Source organism: Burkholderia cenocepacia (assembly GCF_014211915.1).
GTDB lineage: Bacteria > Pseudomonadota > Gammaproteobacteria > Burkholderiales > Burkholderiaceae > Burkholderia > Burkholderia orbicola.
The window spans coordinates 922,849-945,657 of sequence record NZ_CP060039.1; the positions used below are offsets into that span (position 1 = coordinate 922,849).

Annotated in this window: 17 protein-coding genes and 3 pseudogenes; 10 read left to right on the forward strand and 10 right to left on the reverse strand. The window is 60.7% G+C overall.

Translation table 11 applies throughout. The features are described from left to right. Positions 1–97: 97 nt before the first annotated feature. From SY91_RS04380 to SY91_RS04405, 6 genes are all read right to left on the reverse strand, one after another. Positions 98–1,450, reverse strand: a complete 1,353-nt coding sequence (locus tag SY91_RS04380) for a type II secretion system protein GspD (RefSeq protein WP_043887538.1) — start codon at positions 1,448–1,450, stop codon at positions 98–100. Further along, positions 1,447–2,553 (reverse strand): zonular occludens toxin domain-containing protein, encoded by a 1,107-nt coding sequence (locus tag SY91_RS04385; RefSeq protein WP_023476204.1) that lies wholly within the window; start codon positions 2,551–2,553, stop codon positions 1,447–1,449. The genes SY91_RS04380 and SY91_RS04385 overlap by 4 nt, the downstream gene beginning before the upstream one ends. Before the next feature lie 4 nt (positions 2,554–2,557). After that, positions 2,558–2,851: a DUF2523 family protein gene (locus SY91_RS04390; protein ID WP_023476205.1), complete on the reverse strand. Its 294-nt coding sequence runs from the start codon at positions 2,849–2,851 to the stop codon at positions 2,558–2,560. Between the two features lie 9 nt (positions 2,852–2,860). Continuing rightward, positions 2,861–4,414 (reverse strand): hypothetical protein, encoded by a 1,554-nt coding sequence (locus SY91_RS04395; protein ID WP_023476206.1) that lies wholly within the window; start codon positions 4,412–4,414, stop codon positions 2,861–2,863. A 152-nt stretch (positions 4,415–4,566) separates the two neighbouring features. Continuing rightward, positions 4,567–4,800, reverse strand: coding sequence for a major capsid protein (locus tag SY91_RS04400; RefSeq protein WP_023476207.1), 234 nt, complete (start codon positions 4,798–4,800; stop codon positions 4,567–4,569). A gap of 345 nt (positions 4,801–5,145) precedes the next feature. Beyond that, entirely contained in the window at positions 5,146–5,463 is a 318-nt protein-coding gene (locus SY91_RS04405; protein ID WP_023476208.1) for a hypothetical protein, read from the reverse strand. Between the two features lie 158 nt (positions 5,464–5,621). On the opposite strand from SY91_RS04405, the gene SY91_RS04410 reads away from it, so the two are divergent. Together SY91_RS04410 and SY91_RS04415 are read left to right on the forward strand one after the other, a co-directional pair. Further along, entirely contained in the window at positions 5,622–6,188 is a 567-nt protein-coding gene (locus SY91_RS04410) for a hypothetical protein (RefSeq protein ID WP_185921090.1), read from the forward strand. A 1,107-nt stretch (positions 6,189–7,295) separates the two neighbouring features. Then, the gene (locus SY91_RS04415) at positions 7,296–7,499 is read left to right on the forward strand and encodes a hypothetical protein (protein ID WP_006477106.1); all 204 of its coding nucleotides are present in this window, start codon (positions 7,296–7,298) and stop codon (positions 7,497–7,499) included. Positions 7,500–7,608: 109 nt separating this feature from the next. Here the strand turns inward: SY91_RS04415 and SY91_RS04420 are convergent, their stop codons facing one another. Then, positions 7,609–8,409: a transporter substrate-binding domain-containing protein gene (locus tag SY91_RS04420; protein ID WP_011546588.1), complete on the reverse strand. Its 801-nt coding sequence runs from the start codon at positions 8,407–8,409 to the stop codon at positions 7,609–7,611. Between the two features lie 363 nt (positions 8,410–8,772). Here SY91_RS04420 and tssI point away from each other — a divergent pair, with 363 nt between their 5' ends. From tssI to SY91_RS04465, 8 genes and pseudogenes are all read left to right on the forward strand, one after another. After that, positions 8,773–11,964 (forward strand): type VI secretion system Vgr family protein, encoded by a 3,192-nt coding sequence (tssI, locus tag SY91_RS04425; protein WP_185921091.1) that lies wholly within the window; start codon positions 8,773–8,775, stop codon positions 11,962–11,964. A 51-nt stretch (positions 11,965–12,015) separates the two neighbouring features. Then, positions 12,016–16,700: pseudogene (locus SY91_RS04430) on the forward strand (RHS repeat-associated core domain-containing protein). Then, positions 16,690–17,025 (forward strand): hypothetical protein, encoded by a 336-nt coding sequence (locus SY91_RS04440; RefSeq protein ID WP_185921092.1) that lies wholly within the window; start codon positions 16,690–16,692, stop codon positions 17,023–17,025. The pseudogene SY91_RS04430 and the gene SY91_RS04440 overlap by 11 nt, the downstream one beginning before the upstream one ends. A 210-nt stretch (positions 17,026–17,235) precedes the next feature. Then, on the forward strand, positions 17,236–17,628 hold the full coding sequence (locus tag SY91_RS04445; RefSeq protein WP_185921093.1) for an Imm50 family immunity protein: 393 nt from the start codon (positions 17,236–17,238) through the stop codon (positions 17,626–17,628). A gap of 99 nt (positions 17,629–17,727) precedes the next feature. After that, a pseudogene (locus tag SY91_RS34930) lies at positions 17,728–17,855 on the forward strand (RHS repeat-associated core domain-containing protein); the annotation flags it as partial. Between the two features lie 509 nt (positions 17,856–18,364). Continuing rightward, the gene (locus tag SY91_RS04455; protein WP_143279879.1) at positions 18,365–18,733 is read left to right on the forward strand and encodes a hypothetical protein; all 369 of its coding nucleotides are present in this window, start codon (positions 18,365–18,367) and stop codon (positions 18,731–18,733) included. Between the two features lie 133 nt (positions 18,734–18,866). Next, a pseudogene (locus SY91_RS34935) lies at positions 18,867–19,109 on the forward strand (type IV secretion protein Rhs); the annotation flags it as partial. Between the two features lie 226 nt (positions 19,110–19,335). Then, positions 19,336–19,653, forward strand: a complete 318-nt coding sequence (locus SY91_RS04465) for a hypothetical protein (protein WP_023476214.1) — start codon at positions 19,336–19,338, stop codon at positions 19,651–19,653. Positions 19,654–19,740: 87 nt separating this feature from the next. Here the strand turns inward: SY91_RS04465 and icmH are convergent, their stop codons facing one another. The 3 genes from icmH to tssJ all read right to left on the reverse strand — a co-directional run bounded on the left by icmH (position 19,741) and on the right by tssJ (position 22,580). After that, positions 19,741–20,523 carry a type IVB secretion system protein IcmH/DotU gene (icmH, locus tag SY91_RS04470; protein WP_023476215.1) on the reverse strand — a complete coding sequence of 261 codons (783 nt, stop codon included), beginning with the start codon at positions 20,521–20,523 and terminating at the stop codon, positions 19,741–19,743. Beyond that, positions 20,520–21,866, reverse strand: a complete 1,347-nt coding sequence (gene tssK / locus SY91_RS04475; RefSeq protein WP_006477098.1) for a type VI secretion system baseplate subunit TssK — start codon at positions 21,864–21,866, stop codon at positions 20,520–20,522. Before tssK ends, icmH begins: the two co-directional genes overlap by 4 nt. Before the next feature lie 102 nt (positions 21,867–21,968). Next, positions 21,969–22,580 carry a type VI secretion system lipoprotein TssJ gene (gene tssJ / locus SY91_RS04480; protein WP_006477097.1) on the reverse strand — a complete coding sequence of 204 codons (612 nt, stop codon included), beginning with the start codon at positions 22,578–22,580 and terminating at the stop codon, positions 21,969–21,971. Positions 22,581–22,809: the final 229 nt, after the last annotated feature.

A 22,809-nucleotide genomic window follows, 5' to 3' on the forward strand; every position in this document is an offset into this window, starting at 1 on the left:
GTAAAGGCCGCGCCGCTACGCGGTCGGCTACGCCGAGCCTTGACACAGGCGCAGGCCATCACCGCTCCGATACGTGCATGTCAGATCTCGGGCGTGCTTAGATACGCGAGACCTGCAACACCAGCACAATGTCGGAGCGCGAAGCCGACACGATGCGCCCATCCATGAACGACGGCAGCCAGCGAATGCCGCTGCTCACGGTCGAGTCCTTGCCCTGGCTTAGTCCGCCCATCACCACGACCTCGCCGTCCTGAAGCGTCATGCTGGTTTCGGACTTACGTGTGTTCTTCGTCGGCGAATTGTTGACGCCGGTACTGGTCTTCTGAAAGTCCGAAATCTCGAGCGTGACATCGGTGTCAATGACGCTGTCCTTTACGGTCGGCACCACGTCGAAGATCACCCCAGCATCCTCGTACGTCACTGATTGCACCGGCGCACCGCTCGAAGTCGGATACGACACCGAGCCGATCACCGGTACCGACTGACCGACGTTCAGCCGTCCATGCTTGCCCGACGCGACTCGCAGGTTCGGCGATGTGACCACGTGAAAGCGGCTGTCCGAGTCGAGTGCCGCGATCGCCGCGTCAAGGAACCCCGTATGCAGCCGCAGCGCGTTCGCATTCTGGTCCACCGTACCCGCACCGAGCGAGATGCCGAACCGTCCACCCAGAATGCTCGCCGCAAGCTGAAAGCCGTTCGTGCGATCGTTCTCCGTCGAGACCTCGTACACCCATGCCCGGATCGCTACTTCGCCCGTCTTCGTGTCCACCTGCGGCAGTACCGACTTTAGTGTCGCGATCTCCTTGGCCGAACCGAGGAACACCATCGTGTCCGACGACTGATCCACCATCGCCGCCGCTGACGTAGGCGGTGCGTCCGAATGCGAGCGCGCAGCCGCACTCGCGGCAACCGTCCGGTTCATCGTGAACTGCCCGTTAAAGAGTGGTTGTACGAGCCGCGCAAGATAGTCCGCTGTCCGGTACTTCGGCACGTACACGTATACTTGCTTATCCGGCTCCTTCTGCTCGTCGTCTTTGCGCTTGAATACGTAATCGACACCGTTCTTCGTCACGACCCCGAACCCGAGGGACGCCAGAAAATCGCCCAACACTTCGCGAATGTCGCCCTTGGTTCGGTCGAACCGGAACGATACCGTTCGCGTGTCAGCCAGCACCTCGGGAGCAATCACGTACTGCGACTGGAGCATGTCCGCATACACCAGGTCGACTACCTGCGCGACGTTCACGAAGCGAAGATCCACCGACTTCGCGTTGCCCATCTTCAGCGGCACAAGCGGAGGCGCGGCCGGGAGATCCGACGACACCCCGCCAGGCGACGGCACAGACAGCGACGGCGGAAGCGGCGGCAGATTCGGCGTCGAGGAGGGCGCAGGCGACTCAGCCGCCCCGGCTGCGCACGACACCAGCGCAATAACCGCAGCCCACCTCATTTCGTCACTCCACCAAGACTGCTTGGCACCGCTTCACCCCCGCCAGCCGTTGGCCTCGCCCCGGAAAATGTCGAGACCTGCTCGCCATCGACCGTGCCAACCCGCACCACGCCGGTGTTTTGGAACATTGATGGGCTTTCCATCCGCAGGCGTCCCGCACCATCAGCCAGCACGACCCACGACCGCCCCGGTGCGGTATAGCCGCCAACGATTCGCCAGTGATCCGAAAACGACGGCTTGGAGCCGCCGCCAGAGACACCAGACGACGCATGCGACACGGCAGCACTGGTTATCGAAGCCGAGACGGGCACTGCTGCCGTCGTGCCATGAGCGGCCCGATGGAAGAACGACCACAGGAACCGCACCGACACAATCGGCATCACCAGCATCACGCCAACGATTAGCCACAACCGCTTATTGCGCAGTACGTTCTGCCGCTTGTCGACCACTGCCTCCTTGCCGCCCACGCCCGCATAACTTTTGTACAGCGGGAAAATCTCCTTACTGTACTTGCGCACGTAGGTGCCGACGCGCGTCTTGCTGTTCTGCTTCCAGCCCTCGTACTGCTCGACGCGATAGCCGGACGATAGCCCGAGTGATTTGAGCTTGTGCATGCGGAACGACAGTTCCACGACCGGCTTTACTTTGCGATGCAGGTCGCCAATGTCCTGCACCATCAACACCACGTCACAGGCAACGCCGGTAGCCGGATGCGTGAAGTGCCGGTGCATGCGGAAGAACGCCATGTGCTCCTCGGAGATCTTCTTGTCCGACGCCCACAGCTTCCACGCCTCATCGACCACCAGCAGATCGCCAGGCTGCACAAAACCCGGCGTGACGGTCGCCCCCTCCGCTGACTCCTGCTCGACCGGAAAAAACGCTGGCTCGCTGATGTCATCGGTGCGCACGTGCACCACTGCACCAAAATGCGAGCCATCACCGCGCCCCTTGTTGACCAGGAACTCATGAATGCGCTCCTCGTTGATGCCGTCCACGTTGGTCACGACCCGACGCCCGCTGGCGATCGCATCGAGCAGCGGACCCTGCACGACCTCATACGACTTGCCCGAGCCCATCACGCCGCAATACGCATTGATCGCCATCGTGTCACCCGATGATCGGCAAACGGCGGATGATGAATCGCGTCACGTATGCCGACACAATCAGAGGTGCGCCGTAGCTGAACGCGCACAGGTCAAGGAAATACCAAACGTCGTTGCCGATCGAGCCGAACGCGCCCGCAAGCGACGCTGCTGACGGCAGCACATTCGCCGACTGCAACAGCGACACCGTCTCGGTCACAAAGAAATACAACGCGAAATACAGGAAGAACTTCGCGATCACCGAACGCAGCAGGAAACCGAGCGCGACGTTGGCCGCTGATACCAGAATCGCAAACATGCCGCCTCCTTACGCGCGCAGCACGATAAACAGCGCAGCCAGCGTGAACATCGCGGCAAACGCCGTATACATCGCCGTGCGATTCGATTCCGCCAGATTGCACTGCGCCGACAGCGTGAACGAATGTCCCAGTACCGTAAACGACGGCTCTGGACAGACCGCATTGTGCGCAGGCACCGCCCACTGTTTCAGGTCGGGCAGCAGGTTCAAGAGCGGCGAAAGGATCATCGAAATGGTCGGTGTGGACTCCAGCGTCGGCGATTGCGCGCCCGGATCAGCGCCAAGATCCACGGAAACCTTATTGACCACGTTGACGTTCGGTGTGTTGACCACATTGACGTTAGTCCCGTTACCCACGCTCGGACTGCTCCCCGGATTGGGCGCAGAGGCATCTGCTGGCTGCACGGTCGGGCTAATAGTCACGGTCGAAACACCCGGATCAGTCGCAGGGCGGAACAGGTCGCCGATGTTTGGCACGGCGGTTGGATTAGCCTCCGCCCAAGGCAGGACATCGTTCGCCGTAAGCGGCTGCGTCACCGAGTACGGCAAACCTTGATAACCAGGCTGATTCGCAGCCTGCTGCCACGTCTGATTCGTGAGCCGCGCGAGCGTATTGGCATCGAGTGGCTGGGCAACCGAGGACGGCGACAGATTCGGGTAGATCTGAGACAGGTCGTTGCCGCTGATCGGCTTCACGCCCGGCCCGATCGTCCAGTTCGTCAGCGGTTGTGTACTGGACTGCATCGAGTAAATGCAATTGCCGTTGCTATCCCATGAACCACAATGGTTGTACGTCGTCGTTTGCGTCAGGGTTTGTTGCGTGCCGTCTACGTTTGGCTGCCAGAACACATTCACACTAATAATCTGATCCGCACCATTCGGCGGTGTAGACATCCCGCTTTGGGCGCCGTACGTGGCCATATACTGCTGGAATTGCTGAACCTGGGTGAGCGTGTTTGGGATCATCTCCATATCGCCGACGACCCAATCGAAGTTCTTTTGCCCGCTCGTCGGTGCAGCCGGAAGCGCCGAACATGGGTTACCGGGCATACACGAAGACGTGTGATACACCGGAATGCCCATCGACGCGGCCCACGTCCATGGATTCACCATGTTTCCCGCCCCGGGAGCGGGCGCAGGCGTGCCCATGTACCCCGTCCCCACGCCTTGCGGGAGCGGCTGCTGGGCCGTGATCGTCTTACCATCAAATGAGCGAGACAGCGACACGCTGCCCGCATACAACGCCGATCCCGCAGCAAGGATGCCTACCCCCGCCGCGATTGTCAGCCACACCGGTGCACCCGCGAACCCTAGACCCACAGCAGCCCCCGTACTCACAACATTAAGCGCCGTCGAGACCTGCCCCATGCCGGCCAGCGTTGCCGCGATGCGCGGATCGTTTGCCGCGAACCCGCGTGCAATCGCTACGCGCGAGATGATGGCCGCCTCTGCTCGATTGATGACAAGGTTCTCGACCGGCGCAAGTAGTGCCTGCGCATGTACAACGTGCGAGCCGAACATGCAGCTCAGCGTAACGAATAGAACCGCATCCCTGACACGCATCAAGACTCCTTAAGTCCTACAACTACGGCCCATGCGCAGATCATTCCGAACACAAACATGACCAGATACCAAGCACTATTCGTATCCATGAAACCGCCTCAGTGAAAACGGGGGCCGCAGCCCCCGCGATACGTGGCCGTGCAACCTGAGACTTATGCGCCTCGGACCATGCCAATCAGGATCTTCGCGCCCTTGATGGCGATATACACCGTGATCAGGGTGGCCGCGACCGCGAGCACGCCGGTCGTGACGGTCGAGAAGTCGATTCCGCTCGTCAGGGTCGAGAAGTCGGGGCTGGTCGTGGCCGCTTGGGCTTGTGTCGCACCGGCGCACGCCGCAGCAGAGCACGCGGTGAATTTCAACAGCCGTTGGAACTTTGCTTTCATGTTTGCTTTCCTTAAAAGAGCGGTCTCACCCGCGATATTGAATTCAGGCGCGCCGAAGAAAATTGACGATTGCGCCTGCTCCGTGGCTTACCAACCACAAACCAACAATGGTCGTGAACGCCACCCCCCAAAAGCCAGCCGCTACGGTGTAATCGAACGGCTGCGCTATCGAGTTTATGTACCCCGCACTATCCGGCGAGAGCACGTAAGCTTGCTGTTGTTGAACTCGGAACGCTTGCCCGCCAGCGGATGGGCATAGCTGTTGATCTATCTCGCTTGACTGATCACCTGGCGACAGCGGGATGCAAACGAGAATGCCCTGGGTCGAGCCGGCCGGCATAATCGTTATGCCGACTTCGCATCGGGCTTCGGCTGCGCTCGCGCCGGGCCGTACGGAACCAGCGACACGATCCGCGGCACAAGGCGTCCGGCGTCCTGTCCGTTCCCTTGGGCCAGCGCAAATTCGGCGAGGTAATCACCCGGTTGGGTGTCTGCGAGGCTCTGGGGCAGGTTGATAACCCCGACCACGATGTTGGTTCCGTCCGACGAGGATTGTTCGAGGATTGATTGCGCCTCGCGAATCACCCACGGACGCCCGGTTTTTGCAGACGTGCCGCTGCGTTCGTTGATAGCCAAGATGGTCAGCTTTTGCTTCGACGTCATCGTGTTTCTCCCGATTTTGGTTCAACAATTCAGTTGGTTTTCACTCGCAAAAATTGCCTGTTGGTTAATGTTTGTAGAACAGTGCGAGTGCGCACATATTGCAGAAGTGACGGCTTATAATGGGTCGCAAAATACTCAATAGAGGTTTTTTGATACCTATGGGACGACCGAAAAAAGTAGCCGAAGCACTTGGCGCACAGGCCGAATTGACCCAACAGTTCGTCTGCGCAGTCGAGGCGCATTGCCTCACGCAAGCAGCCGCAAAGGACTCTCAGCGCGAGCCGGTAATCGTGCGGATGGGGAAGGTCAGCGCAAAGGAAATCGAGCGTCTACTCGGTATCACCGAACCCACGGGCAGAACGTGGAACGCATATCGCCGAGGCGACAGGGCATGGCCGCTGCCCACCATCGAGCAGAAGATTCGAGTTGCAGTGCGAGCGGGATTGCTATCTGCGGAGATGGCGTCGGTACTTCAGCGAAAGATCCGGCTCGTCGCGATCGAGGATACACAGCTCACCATCGATCCGATTTTCGAGCAGAGCGATTCGATCGTGCAGCATGCGCTTGCTCTTGCTGAGTTCCACCGAAAGCACAACGGCGCGGGCTATGCGTTGGACATGTTGCAGCCACTGCTCGACTATGCCGAGCAGATTCGTGCTGAAGCGATGTTGCAGGCTGCCTCGATGGAAGCATTCGATCCGATGCCGCCCGACATCGACATCTGAACCAATGCGTCGCCCGAAGCGCGACCAAATAACCTCACCGGGTCCGACGCTACGCCAAACCAGGGTGCTTCGGCTACCGCGCGACCAAATAACCTCACAATGACCTATTGGCGGGGCATCTAACCCCGCTGCCTGGCGTGCGACCAGATAACCTCGCGTGTGACAGACCGGTGAGCGCTGCCAGGGGCATGTGCCTGGGCGACCAAATAACCCCAGACCTCGCATCGATTGGCGACAGTCAAAAAGCCTTACCCGGGGGCGCGACCAAATAACCTCACGGAACAGCGGCGTTGACGGTGGCGATCAGAGGCGACGCGCGACCAAATAACCCCAAGCGCCGAGTCGCACTTGCTGCATGCGCGTCAGTGCGGTAGTAATGCCTGACCCACACGCAGGAACTACATCATGAGTACAGTCCCTCTCCCGAGCTTTATTTCTGAAGGCGACTCGAAGACGGTGGATGCGATGCTCGCGTTCTTCTTGTATGAGTGCCCGTCGAGCATGATCCCATCACGGGACGAAGTGGCTGCATGGGCGCTCGCCTTGGCAGAGCGGGGAGATGAGTTTGCCGGTCACGCCGAGGCGTGCAGGAAATGGGCCACGGGGGAGGACTAGGCCTTGCGTTCTACAATCCAAAATTAGATCGGGCCAGGACGCGCTTTCGCAGGCGGTTGTTGCAGCGTCTTTGTAGATCGAAAAATTAGATAAGTGACTGATTTATTGTATATTTGGTGGAGCTTTGTAATCATCAGGTGGCGGGTTCGAGTCCTGCAGCCGGCACCAAATCCGAAAAAGGGTTACGGAGTTTTCCGTAACCCTTTTTTCGTTCATGGAGCCGCGTGCCGCGATGGCGCGAGCACCATCGTCATCCCCCTTTTCTCGTCACACCCGCGTCACGCTGCGCCGCTAACGTTGCACGCTTCCGCCGCGGCAGCATTGTCGCGATCGGGGTGTACGTGACCGCGTCCGACGCCGTGTCCGCGTCGCGCAGGCTCACCCGGGATCTCGCTCCCGCCAGCGCATTGGCTGCTGCCTCGCATCCATTCCATTCGAAAACGCGATCGACGCCGATCAAACTGCATCGCGTACGGTCAGGAGACACGAACCATGCTGAGCCCGCATGAATTCTCGATGCTGCTGCGCATTGCACGTGCGCCTGACAGTGTCGACCTCGCGAACCCGGCCTTTGCCGTGCTCGTGGAAAAGCGGCTGGTCGACGACACGCAGGTCCGCGTGAATGAGGTAGCGGCGCGCCCGGCGCTGACACCGATCGGCCAGATGCTGCTTTCCCGCTTCGACGAGGCGGCCTGACGGAAAAAGGAAAAGGGGAAGAAGGGAAGAAGGCGAGGAGAACGCCGCAGCTGCGCGTCACGCCTTCGCCGCAGCGAAAACGTGACGCATTGAACACGCGCCGAACCGCTTACTGCGCGACCGGCACCGTCACGTCGCTGCCGAACCAGTGCGTCGAGATCTTCTTCAGCGTGCCGTCCTTGCGCAGCGACTCGAGTGCGTCGTTGATCGCCTTCTCGAACTTCGGATTGCCCTTGCGGAACGGGATCGCCATTTCCTGCTTGCCGCCGTTCAGCACCGCCCCCGCGCGCAGCGGCAGGTTCGACGTCTTGATCATGTACGGCAGCATCAGGCGGTCGTCGAGCGTCGCCTCGATCCGGCCCGCGGCGAGGTCGCGCAGCTTCTCCGGCGCGCCCGGATACGTCTGCACCTCGATGCCCGGCACGGTGCGCGCCATCTGATCGTAGTTGGTGCCGAGCGTCACGCCGAGCTTCTTGCCCTTGAAGTCGTCGAGCGACTTGAAGTTGCGCGTGTCGTCCTTGCGCTGGATCAGCTGCGCGGCCGAGTACGTGTACGGCTCGCTGAAGTCGAGCGCCTCCTTGCGCTGCGGCGTGATCGTGACCTGGTTGACGATCACGTCGAACTTGCCGGCCTGCAGCCCGGCGATGATGCCGCTCCATTCGGTCGGGATGAACTGCGTCTTCACGCCGAGCTTGCCGGCGACCGCGTTCGCGACGTCGACGTCGAAGCCCTCGAGCTGGCCGGACGTGCCGCGCGAGTTGAACGGCGGATAGGTGCCTTCGAGGCCGACGCGCAGCACGCCGGCCTTCTTCACGGAATCGAGCAGGTCGTCCGCGTGCGCGGCGACGGCCGTGAAGCCGAGGGCCGACGCGAGCAGCAGGCCCGACAGCAGGAACTTCGAACGTTTCATCGCAGATCTCCAGGGTTCAGTGTCGTGATGTCGTGATGTGAGCGCCGGGCCCCGGTCGGACCCGGGGGGACCGGCATACGGGCACGTAGACACTACTCGCAACCGCGCCGCGCCGGAAGTCGAATTGGCCCTGATTGCAATCGATTTCATGGCCCGGAGCAGAGCATCGCCGTGGCGCGGGCCTGCTTCGGCGAGCGGTCAGTCGGTAAGGGCTGTCCATCAAGCTTCCGGGCGCGTTTGAAAATGTGCTTTTGAATCAGGCTACTTTGGAGGGATTCGTGCAAAGTTTTGCCTGTAAAATCGCGCAAGCGAAATGAAGCTGCGCCATCCGAGGGCGCGTCAAAAGAAGAAAAGGCCGTAGCCATGAACATGCAGAACACAATCGCCGCATTGCGCGGCGGGTTGCTTCAGCAGGACCGGTTGTTGAAGCTCGATACGCCATTGGGGAGCAACGTCCTGACCGTGCAACGGGCAGTTGGCCGTTCGCGGATCGGGCGCGCGTACGAGTTCACGCTCGACGTGCTGTCGACCGATAGCGATCTGGAGCTTAAAAAGCTGATCGCGCAGCCGGTCACGTTGTGGATTCAGCAAGGCGATCGCAGCTATCGGCCCGTGAATGGCTACGTGCACACCGCGCGTCGTCTGGGCGCCGACGGCGGGCTCACGACCTATCAGCTCACGTTCGCCGATTTCACCCATTTCCTGAAGTTCCGTCGCGACCAGCGGATCTGGAACGATACGACCGTCGACCAGATCATCAGCGACGTGCTGAACCAGCATCCGCAGGCGAAAGGCCATTTCCGCTTTGCGCTGTCGAAGCCGTTGCCGAACCGCTCGTACACGCGACAGCACGATATCGACTGGCATTTCGTGCATCGGCTGATGGAGGACGAAGGGCTCTACTGCGCGTGGCAGCAGGCCGACGACGGCAAGTCGCACACGCTCGTGGTGACCGACAACCTGCAGACGTTCGCGCCGCTGTCGCCGCAGACCGTGCGCTTCTATCGTGGCGGGGCGGCGAGCGAAGCCGATGCGTTCACGCAATGGTCGGGCACGCGCACGCTGCAGAGCGTCACGCGATCGACGCGCACGTTCGACTACAAGAATCCCGCGCAGCCGTCGAATCCGAAAGGCACGTCGTTGCCGACGATGGCCGGTCAGGGCGAATTGCCCGATCAGCTCGAAGTCTACGAATACACCGGTGCGTACACGTATCTGGACCAGACACGCGGCGATCATCTGACGAAGATCCGGATGGAGCAGTGGGAGTCGGAGGCGAAGCGCTTCCACGGCGCGGGCGGCGTGCGTGCGATCGATGCCGGCCGGCGCTTCACGCTGGCGGATCATCCCGAACACGATCGCGATCCGGCCGACCAGCGCGAATTCGCGGCGATCGGCGTCGAATGGTGGATCGAGAACAACCTGCCCGTTTCGAACGGCAGCGCGGATTTTCCGTACAGCCTGCGCGACGCGTTGACGCAAGCGCAGGAGGGCTACGGTGCCGACCCCGCGTTTCGCGTGCCGCACGACGACGGCTCGGTCGGCTTCTATCTCGTCGAGGTCGAAGCGCAGCGCGTGAACGTGCCGTATCGCAGCCCGTTCGAGCATCGCAAGCCGGAGATGCACCTCGAGACGGCGATCGTCGTCGGGCCGCAGGGCGAGGAGGTTTATACCGACGAGCTGAACCGGATTCGCGTGCAGTTCGTGTGGGATCGCCTGAACCCGGGCAACGAGAACGCGTCGTGCTGGGTGCGCGTCGTGCAGTCGGATACGGGCGGCGGCTACGGCGGTGTGCACGTGCCGCGCATCGGCGAGGAAGTGCTGATCGACTACGTCGGCGGCGACTGCGACCGGCCGCTGGCCGTGGGGCGCGTGTACAACGGCGCGAACCAGCCGCAGTGGCATAGCGACGGGATTCTGTCCGGCTATCGATCGAAGGAGTATTCGGGCGGCGGCTACAACCAGCTCGTGATGGACGACGCGACTGGGCAGAACCGCGTGCAACTGATGAGCAGCAGCGCGAACAGCCTGCTGCATCTGGGCTACATCATCGACCAGAACGGCAATGCGCGCGGGTCGTATCTGGGCAGCGGTTTCGATCTGCGCTCGGATGCGTATGGCGCGGTGCGGGCGAGCCAGGGCCTGTACGTGACGACGCACCCGAAGGCGGCGAACAGCCAGCCGCTCGACGTGAAGGAGGCGCAGCAGCAGCTCGTGGCGGGCGAGAGCCTGGTCGAGGCGATGTCGGGCGTGAGCGAGCAGCATCAGGCGGAGAGCCTGAAGGACGCGCAGGACACGATGCGCGCGTTCACGGACGCGACGCAGGACAGCCAGTCGGGCAGCGCGGCGGGCGGCCGCACGGCGGGCGGCGGCACCGGTAACGCGAACGCGTTCAAGGAACCGGTGATGCTGTTCGGCAGCCCGTCGGGAATCGGGATGTCGACGCAGCAGTCGGTGCATATGGTCGCGAACGATCACGTGAACGTGGCGAGCGGTCAGAGCGTGCACGTGGCCGCGGGCAAGTCGCTGATCGGCAGCATCGGGCAGAAGCTGAGCCTGTTCGTGCAGAACGCGGGGATGAAGCTGTTCGCGGGCAAGGGCAAGGTCGAGATCCAGGCGCAGTCGGACAACATCGAGGTGACCGCGCAGAAGGCGGTGAGAGTGGTGTCGGCGACGGACCGGATCGAGATCGCGGCCGATCAGGGGATTCTGCTGACGAGTGGTGGCGGATATATCCGCATCAAGGACGGCGACATCGAGATTCATACGCCGGGCGCGGTCGATGTGAAGGGGGCGTCGCATACGTTCGCGGGGCCGGCGAGCATGGGGTATCCGCTGCCGAGCCCGCGGCCGGATCAGCCGGGGCAGCTCGAACTGTTTCACAAGTACGTGAACGGCGAGGCGGTGAAGGGCGGCCTGTTCACGGTGAAGGACGTGAACGGCGCCGTGCTGAAGAAAGGCGCACTCGACAACAGCGGCTATACGGTCGTGAGCGGCTTGCCGCCGGGGGCAGTGCGCGTCGAATTCGGGAAAGACCCGCGCGAGTCGGATCAGCCGGCGAACTATTTCAAGCAGGCGAAGTGGCCGGCGGAGCCCGTGCAACCGTCGCCCGAGGCTGCGCAGGCCGCGGCGAGCGGACAGCTCGCGAGTCAGCTGCAAGGGATGGCGCCGGCCGCGACGACCGCGGCGATGGGGCTGGTGAGCGGCGGCGGCGCAGGTGCGGCCCTCGGCGGGCTCGCGAGCGCCGCATTGCCGGCTGCTGCGACCGCGTTGGGTGGCGCCGGCGTGGCGTCCGCGTTGCAGACCGCCTCGAGCCTGAGCGGTGCGGCGAAGCAGGTGGCCGGGATGGTCCAGGCCGCTCGTCAGGGCGGGCTTGCCGCGCTGGCCGCGCCGGCTGCGAATGCGGCGTCCGGGGCGTTGCAGGGCGCGTTGCCCGGTGCATTGCCTGGCGTGGCCGGTATCGCGGGCAAGGGCGCCACGACCGTGGCGTCGGCCGCGGGCGTGACGGGCATGAAGCTGCCGACAAGCGGGTTTGGCGGACCGTTGAAATCCTGAGAGGGCGGCTCGTCAGCCGTCTTGAAAAAAACGAATTGAACGAACAACGACATGGCACAACAACTTCCACCCGGTGCAGAGAAGGAACAGGCTGTTTCCTGGCTCAGCGATATTTCACCGAAAGACGTGGCGGCGGGGGGCGACCGTTTCAATAAGTGGTTGCTCAAGATCAGCGGCAATCACATTTCGTTCGAGGACCTCAAAACCGTCGCGAGTGCGGTGCCGATCATCGGCAACCTGATGGCGTTCTACGATGCCGTGTGCGACATCGTGACGATCGTCGAGAAGCGTCATGCCGACCTGCTCGATTACCTTGGACTCGCGATCAACCTGATCGGGGTCATTCCGGTTCCGCCGCCGCTGGCGTCGTTCCGACTGTCGGCGCGGCCGCTGTTGGCGCTTGTGCGCAATCAGTTGCTGGTGTCTCGCGGCAATCTCGGGGCGGCGATCATTGGCGTGCTCGTTGCACACGTCAACGCCGCGGCCGCGACGGAAATCGAGAACTTCCTGAAGACGTTGCAGGAAGTCCTTGTCGATCTGCTGAATGACTGCGCGGCCAAGGCGCAGGAATTGATGGTCGGTATTGCCAGCGGACTCGAGCTTGCCCTCAAAGGGCAGATTTTCGACAGTAGTGCGAACGTGCGACGTACGCAGCAGATCGCGCGGAAGATGGGCGAGCGATCCTGGTACAACCCGAAGCTCTTGGTCGATGCGTTCGAGTACGGTTACGAAGGTTCGATCGCGTTGGGCAAGGAAGCCGGAAACGCGACGGTCGGGACCGCCGCGAAGCTGGCGCCGGATTCGTGGCTCCAACCGTTTCGCGATATCGTCGCCTTCCTGAAGACTGAAGCGCCGAAAGTCGCGAAGGCCATCCGTGATCTGAATGGCAGCGAAGAAGGCAAGATGCTCTGGCTGATCGCGCAAGTGATCGAGGCCGTGGCACGGGTGCGGGCGGGCGGCAAGCTTCGTGAAAAGACCGCCGACGTGCCGACCGGCGGCAAGGGAAGGGCACATCATGATCGCCCGCAGGAGCCGGTGGGTGCGGTCGAGCAGCATGCGCATCCGGAGGGGCCTGGCCAGAGCCCCTGCAAAGGTTGCGGGGTCGGCGCGTCGACCGGATCGATCGATTTTGCTTTCGGCGATGAGACGTTCACGCATACGGACTTTGAACTGCCCGGCGCATTGCCGCTTGTCTGGGCGCGTACTTATCGGTCACGTCTGTCCGCATACGACACCGGAGAACTCGGCGCGCGATGGATTACGCCGTACACGACGCGCATCGATATAGAAGGCGACACATGGTTCTACCGTGATGCCAGCGGGCGCAGCATTGAATATCGCGCGCTCGCAGCCGGAAGCGTGCATGACGATCTCTCGGAAAACCTGACGCTGTCGCGACTCGACGATACGTGGGTGACGATTGCGTACGGCCATGACGAATTGCATGTGTATGAACGGCGTGGCAACGCGTTCAGGCTGGCGATGCAGAAAGATCGCGCGGGTAACACGATCACGCTCGACTACGATGCGCGCGACCACGTGGCGCGCCTGATTGATGCGAGCGGTAACGTGCTGTCGTTCGAGCACGACAAGCACGGCCGGATCGTACTGATCGAACAGGTGCTCGAAGACGGTAAGCGTCGCACGCTCGCGAGCTACGCCTATGACGAAGCGGCCGATCTGATACGCGCAACCGATCGGCACGGCAACGCGTGGAACTACCAGTACGACCGACATCTCGTCACGCGCTATACCGATCGCACCGGCCGCGGGATGTCGCTTGAGTGGGACGGCGTGGACGCTGACGACAACGCGAATGCGAAATGCGTGCGCGAGTACGCGGACGATGGCAGCCTCGATATCCGTCTTGCGTGGCATCCGAACATCCGATTGACCTACGTGACCGATGCGCTCGGTCAGACGACGCGTTATTACTTCAACATCAAGGGCTACGTTTATCGGATCGCCTATCCGGATGGGAATGAGGAGTGGTTCCGCCGCGACGAGCACAACAATCTGACGTTGCACATTCTGCCGGACGGCAGCGTCGAGCAGATGCGTTACGACGCGCGCGGTAACCGGACATGGCACGAGCGCGCTGACGGCAGCATTGTCGAGATGGCATACGACGACAAGGACCAGATGATCCGGCTCGTCGATCCGAATGGGCATGTCTGGCAGCGCAAGTACGACGATGCGGGCAATCTCGTCGAGGAAATCGATCCGCTCGAGCACTCGACGAAGTACAGGTATAACGACAAGGGGCTGCCGACACAGATCACCGATGCCAAGGGCGGATCGAAGGCGCTCGAATACAACGCCGCCGGGCAATTGACCGGCTACACGGACTGTTCCGGAAAGAAGACGGCGTGGCGCTATGACGATATCGGGCGTGCGATCGAGACAAAGGATGCGTCCGGGGGCGTCGTTGCTTATGCATATGGCCCGAACGGCCAGTTGACGGAGATTCGTTCGCCGGCCGGCATCGAACACGTGCAGTACGACGCTGAAGGTCGATTGCTCGGGCATACGGATCAACTCAATCGGTCGACGCGATATGGCTACGATGCCGTTGGCCGTATCGCGAGCCGCGCGGACGCGCTCGGGCAGACGATCGCGTATCGCTACGATCGTCTCGGGCGCCTGACCGCGCTGACCGATGCCAACTTTGCGACGTACCAGTTCCGCTACGATCCGGCAGGGCGGCTGATCGAGGAAATCGCCTTCGACGGCAAGTCGACGCGTTATCAGTACGATCCGGACAGCGGCAGTCTCGTTTCGATCGATGAAGCGGGTTGCGTGACGTCGGTCGACGTCGACGCGAACGGCCGGCTGCTGAAGCGCGTCGCGGGGACAGCGAGGAACGGTTTGCCTACGATCCGAGCGGCAGGTTGATCGACGCGGTGAATCGGTACAGTCGCGTGCAGTTCTTCTTCGATCCGGTCGGCAATCTGGTGCGTGAACATCACGCCTACGTTCTGTTCGGCGACCGGCGCAGCTACGTGTGGCATCACGAATACGACGAACTCGGCAATCGGCGGCGTACCGTTCGGCCGGACGGGCATGCGGTCGACTGGTTGATGTATGGCTCGGGGCATGTGCACGGGATGCTGCTCGACGGCGAGGAGCGTGTGCAGTTCGAGCGCGATGACTTGCATCGCGAGACGGTGCGTGTGCTGTCGAGCAAGGTCGGGCAGCGCACGCACTACGATCCGGCAGGGCGCGTGCTGCAGCAGACGATCCAGCGGTCAACGTCGCCCGCGCCGCTTGCCGAGCGGCGCTATCGCTATGACGCGGTGGGGCAGTTGTCGCGGATCGAGGACAGTCGCAAGGGCGGGACCGACTATCGATACGATCCTGTCGGGCGTTTGATCGAGGCGATCAGTCCCGTCGCGAAGGAGCGGTTCGCGTTCGATCCGGCGAGCAACATCATCGAGCCGGTGCGAACTGCCGAGACGCCTGCATCGCGTCCGAGCCCGGTGCGGCCGGAAAGCACGTTGCCGGTCGAGGTGCCGAAGGTGCTCGGGAACCTGCTGAAGGCGTATGCGGGGATGCACTTCGAGTACGACGCGCGCGGGAATCTGGTGCGCAAGCGTACGCCGGCGGGTGAGCAGGAATACGAGTGGGATGAATTCAATCGCTTGCTGTCCGCGCGGGTTGCCGAGACGGCGCGGCAGAGTCAGGCGCGGTATTTCTATGACGCGTTCGGTCGTCGTATTGCGAAGGAGGTGAACGGCGAGCGGACGGTGTTCGGATGGGATGGTGACGCGCTGGCGTATGAGAGTGATGGCGAGCGCGGCACGCATTATCTCTACGAGCCGGGGACGTTCGTGCCGCTGGCGCAGTATGTGGCGGGGCCGGTTGAGGGGATCGAGACGCCGGTATGGACGAGTACCGACCGCTATGTGCCCGAGGAAGACCCGCTGCAGAAGGTGCCGGAGCGGCGGGGTGATGCGGTGGTGTTCTATTACCACTGTGATCAGATCGGTACGCCGCAGCTTCTAACGGACGATGATGGCGATGTGGTCTGGGAAGCGTCGTACAAGGCTTGGGGCGAAGCGCGGGAGGTGATTGCGCGGGCGTCGAAGGCGGCAGGGATTGTGGCGAGAAGTTTGCTGCGATTCCAGGGGCAGCATTTTGATGACGAAACGGGGCTGCATTACAACCGGCATCGGCATTACGATCCGGATAGCGGACGGTTCATAAGCAACGATCCGATTGGCCTTACGGGTGGCATCAATCTATTCCAGTACGCCAATAACCCTATTCATTGGACTGATCCGCTCGGACTAGCTCGAACGCCTCATAGCGGGGGATGTGCCGATGCTGCTGCACGCAGCGCGCTTGAATCAGTCATGGGTAAGTCGATCCGTACCAACAAAGAATTCGGCGGATTAGTCTATGAAAAAGGCGGTCAGTACTTCGCGACGATCCCTGTACCTGGCACGGGCAGAACTTTCATCCCTGCGTTGGCGCTGCCACAAATACCGAAGGGTGCAACCATCGTAGGCGACTATCATACGCATGGAGATTATTCGGTGCTGGGGGCGAATGGAGAAATTGTCAGGACATCAGATCCAAGCAGGGATAGTTTCAATAGCGATGATTTCTCAAGGAGAGACAAGGAGATTACTGCTCTTGCCACACTTAAGAACAAGTGTCATCGTTCATATTTAGGTACGCCAAGCGGCAAGATCAAGGTTTATACAGTCATGGGAGGCGCGCGTGAGCTATAGCCAAGAGGATGTTATGGAGTTGGTGAATAAATATCCAAGTGACTACTCGTTCAAAGGTAATTGCTTCAAGATATTTGGTCTGGCTTTGGATGAATTTAAGAAATTATCAAAAGGTCAATGGTCTTTAAATTTTTACAAAGTTTCGATCGACTTTGGAAAAAATGAGAGTTTGGTTGCTGTCTCATTTGTTCCTCTTCCGGCATATGAGGTTAATGGTGTGCCCTTTGAGATTGCGGATCAGGGGGTATATAAGAATGGGCGTGGAGTAACATATGTGTACGAGATTGAAAAAGAAGAGCTTTTGAAGACGGTCTATATGCGTTAACAGAAAAAGGGTTGCGTTGCAGCCCTTTGTTAATTTGGCGACGGCAATCTGGCACTGTGGAAAAACGCCATCGACACTGTAACGAGCAGTGATCGAGCATATTAAAAATTTAGATCGAATGGGTAGAGGTAAAAATGCCTAATAATATAGGTCAAATTCAAACCTCCGGCGGAGTCAGGCGAAGGCACATTATCCATTTGAAGGGTGAAGGTGAACGTCGTAAATCTCACGGATCTTGCCGGTGCAGAGTTGTTGCGCCGAGTTTTCAGTTATAGCCCGACGACCGAGGAAATTGATTTATTTGATATTTCTCTGAAGAGAGATGGGAGGGTGCTCGTTGCAAATTTTGATTTAATAGGGCAAATTCCTGATCGGCCGCCCGAGAAGTGGAAGGGTTTCAATAAATGTCGAGTGGGAATTTATTGCGCATCAATCGATGGGCTGAGCTTGTCTGGATGGGGGGTGAGAAATATATCAAGCCTCGGTATCGGTAAGCTTTCTGATGGATACGAAGTAAAAATTTCCGGTGAATCGGTGAATATCGATTTTCGTTGTCAGTTTGTCTCACTGATTGGGCCAACTGTATATTTCGATGAAGAGTAGCGATCGGTCGGACACGGAAGTGTGATCGACTCGCGGCGGCGATTTGGCTACGTGTTATAGCTGGCACAAGTACCGACGCAATTAGACGGGCCTGCACTAAACCGGCATCGGTACTACGATCCGAGTTCGGGGCGCTTCGTGTCCAAGGATCCGCTCGGATTGGCTGGCGGATCAACGCCTATCAATACGTTCCGAATCCGATAAGGTGGATTGACCCACTTGGCTGGGCATGCCGCCGGCCTGGTGGGTACTGCGTCAACGACGCAGATCAACACGGTAACCTTAGTCCCCAACCGAATCTGGCACCGGGTAACAGGTTGGCAGGTGGAGGGAATTTACAGATTTATGCCTCTATCCCGATTGATTGGAATGATCCACTCGGACTCGAATACGTATCGGGTTTTTGGGGCGCAGATCTGCTCGGAAACGATAAATCTAATAAGTTGACACAAAATGTCCGAATGGCGGCGCATCATTTGTAGGAGCGGGCTGAAGGAGGGGAGAACGAAGTTTTAGATGGTGGTTTGGTGAAAGTTGAGCCCGGAAAATGGCGGAGTTTGGAGGGAAGGCGTCAGATGCGAGTGACGCCATCAGCCTATAATGGCGGTCACGGAATGGGTAGTTCCACCGCGCCGGATACTCCTCATGCCCACTTCGAGTTCCTGCGGCCGACAGGTAATGAAAATCATGTTGTTACAAAGAACGTGCACGTTCCGCTTGATATTGGGAATAAGGGGTGTCGATGATGCTGGAGGTGTTGCGAGAATTTGGTGGAATCTCATTCATCTTCGATTCGAAAGAAGGTGAGGTGTTTCTCGGTGCCATCGGTGACCTTAGGGGCGGTAAGAAATTTGAAATAGTCGCGAATGATAGATCGAGCGGCGGGATTGTGCGCTATACGTTTGTAGAAGGGGTGGATGATGGGTTTAAAAATAAAAAACATGGGGCGGAGATTGTTCTGTCCGCGGAAGCGCGTGAGTATGCTAGGCATAAATTGGAAGAGTTGAGGTTGAGAGGAAGTTTTTCAATTCCGGAATTCGTGCAGCTAAGTAACCTGAAATCGACGGGAAAGGTCGTAGATACCTTTTTTATTCTAAGAAAGTAAACTTGCGAGCGCGAGCGCTGCGGATTAAGTCAGCTGAAGCAGTAAACGGTGTTGACATACTTGCTTAGCAAAGGCGCGGCCTCGATATAGCTGTCGTAATCTATGATCCGAGCGGGGGGCGGCTTATCAATACGAACTCGGCAATCGGCGGCGTATCGTTCGGCCGGACGGGCATGCGGTCGATTGGTTGATGTATGGCTCGGGGCATGTGCACGGGATGCTGCTCGACGGCGAGGAGCACGTTCAGTTCGAGCGTGACGATCTTCATCGCGAGACGGTGCGCGTGCTGCCGAGCAAGGATGGGCAGTACGATCGGGCCGGACGCGTGTTGCAGCAGACGATTCAGCGATCGACGTCACCTGCGCTGCTTGCCGAGTAGCGATATTTCTATGACGTGCTCAGTCAGACGACAGAGCCAGCTTCCGGAATAATTCTGTGCATCGCCACCGAACAGAAGGGTGCCGGCAACAAATCGCCGGGGTGTTGCTGAGTCCGGACGGCGGAAAGCAATAAGGCCCGGTGGTGGCCGGATTCGGCATAATCACGGCTTGCCACCGTGACCTATCCCCGCAACGCGTTCACCCCGTTCAACCGCAATACCCATGTCGACCACCCCCGCGACCACCGCGTCGCTGCAGCACATTCTTGAACATCCTGGCGACTTTTCCGGATGGCTTTGCCTGCCACCAACGCCGTGGGCGCTAGATACAGAGGGCGTATTCACCGAAGACGCTGACAACACCGAAGTCGACACGCCGCCCGCCGCCGCCCCACAACCCGGCTGGCGCGTCACGCTGAACAGCGCGACGATCGAGGACATCGTGATCAACGCGCATGACCAGGTCGACGAACCGACCGTCGCGCAATTGTTCGACGCGTTCGTGTTCTACGTCGACAACGACGAGTTCATTCTGCTCTGACGAGGCACGCGCCCCACGCCACAGCGAAAAAGGACCGCCAGTGCGGTCCTTTTTCCATGAAGCGGCATTCGAAAAAACACGCACCTCTTACGGCAACGAAATCGTCAAATTAGCCGATTCCGGCCCGACCTTGATCACCTGCGAATACGGCGCCAACGCCTGCAGCGTCTTGTCCTTGAGATAGGTATTGAGCCCGAGATACCCAAGCAACGCAACGAGCGCAAACACGGTCCCGATCGCCCAAACCGGCACCTCCCGCTTCAACCGGTGCGCGATCTGATCCGGCAGCGGCCAATGCGGCGCGAACGGCGCGCGCTTGCCCTTCATATGCGCGATCTCGTCCCCAAGCCGCGCGGTGAGATACGCGAGCTTCTCCGGCCCCTCGAGCAGATACTTGCCCTGGAACCCGAGCAGCAGGCACATATGAAACACCTCGAGCGACTGCAATCGCGCCGCACCCTGCGCACGACATTCCTCGAGATACTGGAAGAACTTCTCGCCCGCGAGTTGCTCGCCGAACAGCACGAGCTGCAGCGGCCGGCGTTCCCAATCCGCGCGGATCTTGAACTGCGACGACAGCACCATTTCGTCGATGGCCGCGCAGAACGCGAACTTCGCGCCGTACACATCCTCGGCGGCGATATTCAGCTTCTTCGCGCCGCGCTCGAAATCCGACAGGAATTCCTGGATTCGCGTGCTGAACTCGCTGGCGCTGTCCGGCTCCCGCTTGTTCTTGAGCAGGAACAGCATGAAGAACCCGTCGTACAGCAGATCGAGCAGCGAGCGGGCCTGGAACGCGGAGTCCGTCGATGCCGGGCTATGCAGGGGCGGCGGCACGTTGTCGCCGAACAGGGAAGGCGCGTAGCTCATGATGTGACCGCGATCAGTTCGAACTTCAGGTCATTGATGCCAGTCGGCGCGTAGATCATCGCGGACTGGGCCTGCAGCATGCGCTCGTACAGCGGGCTGCGTGAATCGAGCGCGAAGTAGCACGCGCCGGGGCGCACCGGAATCGCGGGCGGCACCTGCGGCGTGTACGACAGCCGCACGCCGGGCATCGCCGACAGCACAAGCTTGTCGACGTCGTCGGGCGCGCCGACCTTGAAGCGGGCCGGCACCGCATCGACGAGCTCGACGCTCGGCATGTCCGCGGATACCGCGAGGTAAAACTCGGTCTTGTCGTCGATCTTGCCGGAATCGAGGCGGCCAAGGTGGAACGACGGGCGCACCTCGTCGAGCGTGATCGCGAAATAGCGCGTCGAGATCACGGTGTCGAGCAGTTCGCGCAGCATCAGGTCGAGGCGCGCGAAGCTCGGGCCCGGATCGTCGTGGCGGTACACGGGCAGGTCGGCGAGCGTATAGCCCTTCGAGAACGTCATCAGCTGGCCCGCGAGGCGCAGCAGTTCCTGGAACAGCCGCTCCGGATGCAGCGCCGCGTGCTGGTGCAGGTGCGCGAGCGTCGCGAATGCGGCATTCGCCGTATGCAGCAGCCAGAACGACGCGATGTCGCCCGAGCGGAATTCGATGATGTTCTTCGACGGCTCGCGGTGGAAGCCGTACAGCGCGTTCACCTTGGCCTGCAGCGCGTCGACCAGCTGGCGCAGCCGCTGGTGCAGGATCGGCGACGCTTCGATCGCGAGGCACGGTGGCACGAAGCTGTCGTCGATCTCGAAGCCGGACGTCGCGGTGCGGCGCACGCGTACGAGCGGCACCGACAGCAGCTGGTCGCGCGGCTCGCTGTGCGCGATCAGCTTGACCTGCGTCTTCAGGAACGTGATGTCGGCTTCGGCGGCGTCGGTGAAGTTGTCGGCGACGCTCGTCTGCTCGCTGACGAACCGCGTCATGAAGCCGGCGGCCGGATCGTCGCTGTAGTTGGTGCCGTTCTCGCGCAACGGGTGCAGCGCGAGATAGAACACGAATTCGTTGATGCCGTCGGGCAACGTATCCAGCGCGATCGGCGGCGGCAGATCGTCTGCCTGCGGCGCGGCATACAGCGCGCCGTCCGGGAACACGAGCGCGAGCTCGGCGACCCGCAGCACGTTGCTGCCGAGCGCGTCGCGGTCGATGCGCACCGAGCGCACGCCCCAGTTGTACGGCTGGATCGCCTGGATGGACTCGAACAGGCGCGCCTCGTGGTACGCGTCCTGCCGTTGAAAGTGTTGAGGCCGGAGGAACAGCCCTTCCCCCCACAGCACCTTGGCCGAATAACTCATGTCAAATCCGGTTAATGTGGCGTTGCGATGTAATCGATTTGTTCGTGCCCGAATTAAATCGCCAAGTGTTAACTCTTGTTAATTGACATCCGTGCGTCATGTTTAACCGCAAGAGACCGAAGACAGCAAATTCAGCGGTTGCGAAGGCGCACCTTGTTGCGGTGCGATGACCGTGCCGTCGGTGACCGTCATCGCGCAATTATGCAGGCCGATGATTATGCCGGATTTCTCCGATTTCGCCGGATCGAATGTCAGTTTCCATCGTTGCAGTGCGGGATCGCGGAACAGCGCGACGATGCCGAATGCCTGGGCCTCGCGCGATACCTTCTCGGTTGCCGTATAGCGCTGGCCCGGAATCAGCGTGATTTCGCGCACATTCAGCAGATCGGCGCCGAGTGCGGCTTTTTCCTTGGTCGGATCGGTAAATGCGTCGAACGGCGCCTGCTGGAACGAGGTCGGGTCCTTCAGCGCATAAAGCCGGACGACGAGCGCGAGCGGCTTGTGGTCGGTCGCGGCATTCAGGTTCGGCGCGGCGGCCAGCGTGAGCCCGATGTTGCGCGGCGGCTTCTGCGCGTCGGGCACCTCGGGCTTGCCGATACCGGCCGCGGACATCACGGCGCTCGCGGCCGAGCCGAGCAGCGGGGCGGCCGCGCATCCGGCCAGAAGGGCGCAGGCAACCAGCGGCAGCGCGTAGCGAATCATGGACGATCTCATCGTTTTTCCGGCGTGCCGCCTTTATCCCTGTCAAAACTGCCGGGTATTGCCGCGTCCGCTGCGCCTCCCCGACATTGCACCGTTCAACTATTAAGCACGCCCGCGTCAGGCGAGCGCCCGGAAATTTTTTCCGCCGTCCGGGCGGCGCGTCGTGCGACCAGTAAAACTTGCGCATCCGACCCGAGGAAAAACCGCGGCGAGCCCGCAGCGATCGGCCATTCGAGGGGGT

What these genes read in the sequence shown, in the direction of transcription:
- SY91_RS04380 (WP_043887538.1), bottom strand. Translation starts at nt 1,450, where the DNA reads ATGAGGTGGGCTGCGGTTATTGCGCTGGTGTCGTGCGCAGCCGGGGCG.
- SY91_RS04385 (WP_023476204.1), bottom strand. Translation starts at nt 2,553, where the DNA reads ATGGCGATCAATGCGTATTGCGGCGTGATGGGCTCGGGCAAGTCGTAT.
- SY91_RS04390 (WP_023476205.1), bottom strand. Translation starts at nt 2,851, where the DNA reads ATGTTTGCGATTCTGGTATCAGCGGCCAACGTCGCGCTCGGTTTCCTG.
- SY91_RS04395 (WP_023476206.1), bottom strand. Translation starts at nt 4,414, where the DNA reads ATGCGTGTCAGGGATGCGGTTCTATTCGTTACGCTGAGCTGCATGTTC.
- SY91_RS04400 (WP_023476207.1), bottom strand. Translation starts at nt 4,800, where the DNA reads ATGAAAGCAAAGTTCCAACGGCTGTTGAAATTCACCGCGTGCTCTGCT.
- SY91_RS04405 (WP_023476208.1), bottom strand. Translation starts at nt 5,463, where the DNA reads ATGACGTCGAAGCAAAAGCTGACCATCTTGGCTATCAACGAACGCAGC.
- SY91_RS04410 (WP_185921090.1), top strand. Translation starts at nt 5,622, where the DNA reads ATGGGACGACCGAAAAAAGTAGCCGAAGCACTTGGCGCACAGGCCGAA.
- SY91_RS04415 (WP_006477106.1), top strand. Translation starts at nt 7,296, where the DNA reads ATGCTGAGCCCGCATGAATTCTCGATGCTGCTGCGCATTGCACGTGCG.
- SY91_RS04420 (WP_011546588.1), bottom strand. Translation starts at nt 8,409, where the DNA reads ATGAAACGTTCGAAGTTCCTGCTGTCGGGCCTGCTGCTCGCGTCGGCC.
- tssI (WP_185921091.1), top strand. Translation starts at nt 8,773, where the DNA reads ATGAACATGCAGAACACAATCGCCGCATTGCGCGGCGGGTTGCTTCAG.
- SY91_RS04465 (WP_023476214.1), top strand. Translation starts at nt 19,336, where the DNA reads ATGTCGACCACCCCCGCGACCACCGCGTCGCTGCAGCACATTCTTGAA.
- icmH (WP_023476215.1), bottom strand. Translation starts at nt 20,523, where the DNA reads ATGAGCTACGCGCCTTCCCTGTTCGGCGACAACGTGCCGCCGCCCCTG.
- tssK (WP_006477098.1), bottom strand. Translation starts at nt 21,866, where the DNA reads ATGAGTTATTCGGCCAAGGTGCTGTGGGGGGAAGGGCTGTTCCTCCGG.
- tssJ (WP_006477097.1), bottom strand. Translation starts at nt 22,580, where the DNA reads ATGAGATCGTCCATGATTCGCTACGCGCTGCCGCTGGTTGCCTGCGCC.